Here is a 3,147-nt window from a genome sequence, read left to right as displayed (position 1 = left end):
TGCAGCCCTAGTAAACAACGAAGCGAACGACGAGCGTCGGGTATCGGTCGGGTTCGGCATCGGCTACGAGGATGACATCGAGCAGGCACGCGATGCGATCATCGACGAAGGGTCGCGCATCGAGGGCGTGCTCGACGACCCCGAGCCGACCGCCCCGGTCACGGAACTGGGCGACTCGGCTGTGGTGCTCTCGGGACGGATCTGGATGAACCCCGAGGAAAGCAGCTATGGGGCGGTCCGCGCACGGTTCGTTGAGGCCGTCAAGGAGCGCTTCGATGCCGAGGGACTCGACATGCCGTATCCCAACACCGAACTTTCCGGGAACATCGAGGTCACGAACGCCAGTAAAATCGAGACGATCGCTGACGACTGACACTGCGTCCCGCGGACTGCTCGTTTAGCAGTCATAGGTAACATACTTTTCTGACTTGATGATAAAATGAAGAATGATTTCTGAGATATTGTTCTTTCCATTGATGTTGAGACGTTTGCCGGTGCCACGGAGTGTCTTAGGCTCACGGACAATAACAGAGCCACTTTGTGTGTTTTCGTAAACGAAATTCCGGGGACAGGGAACAGAATAGCTGGGTGCATCGGACACGGTGAAACGTAATCGGCAAGGCGAGGATTCCGATACGTTGTTCAGTGATCTCGCCCAAATTTGGCCGACTCGGCGTACCCTTACTCAGACGATTCGTTCACGCTGGTCGATTCGTCGACGCCGGCCTTCCGGCGCAGCCACTCGAGGCCGAGCGCTCCGCCGAGAAGTCCGCCACCAGCCGTGAAGCCGGGCACGATGTCGGCGTCACTGTTGTTCTCGGTGTCCGTCTCGTTTCTAGCATCCTCATTTCCGGCGTTTCCGTTCCCGACATCGCCGTCATCGGTATCGACAGACTCTCCGTCATCGCCACTGGATCCGCCGTCGTCGCTGTTGTCTTTTCCCGTGTCGCTGTCGTCCTCGCCGTCCTGCTGCTGATCCTCGTCTTCGGATCCACCCTGCTCGTTGTCTCCCTCGCCCGTGTTGTCACCGGCGTCATCATCGGCGCCGTCACCTTCTTCCTCGTCCGTTTGCTCCCGGAGCACAACGAGCTCGCCGTCGTGGTCGACATAGATCGTCTCGCCGCTGATCGCACGAATGCGTCCGACTGGTGCGTCGTCTTTCGAGAGCGTCCACTTCTCGCTCCCGTCGCGTTTGTCGAGCGCGACAAGTTTCTGATCGTAATCTCGGTCTCCGTAGTTGTGGCCGTCCACCCGAAAGTAGACGTAGACGGTCTCGCCGCTGATAACGGCCTGCCCGTAGGTGTACGTCACGTCGATCGTCCAGTCGTACTCATCGCCATGGATCGAATGACTGCCGTACCCGGTATCGTCTCCGCCGATCACGGATTCGTTGCTGAGTGTCGGTCCGGACCTCACTGGGGGCAGACCCACCCTCTCGCCGGTTTGTGCATCGTAGAGCGCGAGTTCAGGGCCCGACCTCTCGAGGAGAACCGCCGTCTCCGTCGCGTAGATACTCTGTCCCGTGATACTTGTGGACCACGTTTTGTCCCGCCAGACGGCCTCTCCGGTCGCGGGATCGAAAGCGAACGTTCCTGTTTCCGTTCCAGCGTAGACGACGCCGTTCGCCGCGGCGGCTCCGGTGATAAATCCGGACTCGTGTTTGTCACCGTCGCTCGACTCGACGACGGCTGATTCTTTTCGCCATCGGACTGACCCGTCGTCGGCCTCGAGCGCGTACAGGGTGCTGTCGACGACGACGAAAACGCCGTCGTACGCCACCGTGTGGCTGCCCGTCCACTCCTCGGGACCGAGCTCGCTCTTCCATCGGACGCTGCCGTTCTCCCGATTGAGCGCCACGATCTCGCCGCCGTCAAGGTACACCGTCTCGCCGGCTACCGCGGGGGCGTCCGCGTCGACATCGATATTTTCCCAGATGACAGAGCCGTCCGCCGCGTCGAGCGCGACAACGCCGTCCGCGGTTGTCGTGTAGACGACGTCGTCCGCAACGGCGACAGCGCCGTCATGGTCGACCGACCAGGCGGCCTCGAGCGCCTTACCGTCGAACTCGTGGCCGTCCGCGATGTATCTGGCGTGACCAGCGTCGCCGGCGAACGATGCCCAGTCCTCGTCCATCCCGGGGTTGGGATCGATGCCCGGATCCGGCAGCTCCGCGGCGTCGACACCCTCTGATCCCGTTACGGTCGACGCAATCCCACTCATTGTGAACGCTGCACCCGCTGCCAGCACCGATCGTCTATTCCATGCGGTCATCCTGTCCTTTTGTTCTGGCAGATGCATAAATACTTTCTGAGGAGATTATATCCTTTGAGAATGTATTATTTTCATCATTTTCGAGCATAACAAGGTAGGTCTGGAGGGAAGTACTCTGAGTAAGTGCTCGACGTCGATCCGGATGTGATCGAGAGTATCATCGAAGAGCCTTCGAATCGGTTCTAAGGCTTTTTTCACATGTTATCGCCTGATCTTGGGGCCCGAAGGTTCTCCATTCGGGGCAGATATACACACGAACTGCTTTGTTGACTCGATGGAAACACTGCTATGCCATGAGAGCGTGAACCAAGCCATCGGCCGCAAGAGACCGACCGCTATTCCGTGCTACCGAGCACGTTCTATTGACGGTCCACGTACGAAGGAAGCCGAGTCATGGGTGTGACAGCCCGGCTGCCGTGTCCGGTGGCAGCTGGGAAAGCCGAATAGGTGAATCTCTGCTTCACGCATTGGCGTCCCGCTCGAGAAGACACTGATCGAGAAGAGGAACACGGTCCCAGACAAGGAGTTCGGTGACGGAGGATCTGAAAATCCCAGTATGGAGGCCCTCAATGGTCGGCCAGTGTCAACGTGAGCGGCTGCTATGATACGACAGCGATTGTACCGCAACAAAAATCCGTCCGTCTACCGGTTGTAACAGGAGGAGACAGCCGTTACGGCACAACTATCTTTTATCGACCGCGGTGGTTTGGTCGATCAGCAGTGCCTCCATGGTGAATAGAAGTATGGCGTTGGGGTAGGTGCGCTACAGCCGCGAACGAGAGGTCGAAGGATAACATCTCAGAAATCACTCTTCATTCTTACCCCATGTCCTATATGTACGACATCTATATATTAAGCGAATTTTTACACGCCAAA

At 58.1% G+C, this 3,147-nt stretch carries 1 protein-coding gene and 1 pseudogene; one reads left to right on the top strand and one right to left on the bottom strand.

The annotated features are described in order from the left end of the window. Nucleotides 1–373, top strand: a pseudogene (locus PGX04_RS07670) (mechanosensitive ion channel family protein); the annotation flags it as partial. 308 nt (nucleotides 374–681) lie between these two features. Here the strand turns inward: PGX04_RS07670 and PGX04_RS07665 are convergent. After that, nucleotides 682–2,271 (bottom strand): outer membrane protein assembly factor BamB family protein, encoded by a 1,590-nt coding sequence (locus PGX04_RS07665; protein WP_273737962.1) that lies wholly within the window; start codon nucleotides 2,269–2,271, stop codon nucleotides 682–684. Nucleotides 2,272–3,147 lie beyond the last annotated feature (876 nt).

The organism is Natrinema soli (genome assembly GCF_028618695.1).
This window is presented reverse-complemented; position numbering and strand designations above follow the sequence as displayed.

Coding starts and splice junctions, on each gene's coding strand:
- PGX04_RS07665 (WP_273737962.1), bottom strand. CDS start 2,271: ATGACCGCATGGAATAGACGATCGGTGCTGGCAGCGGGTGCAGCGTTC.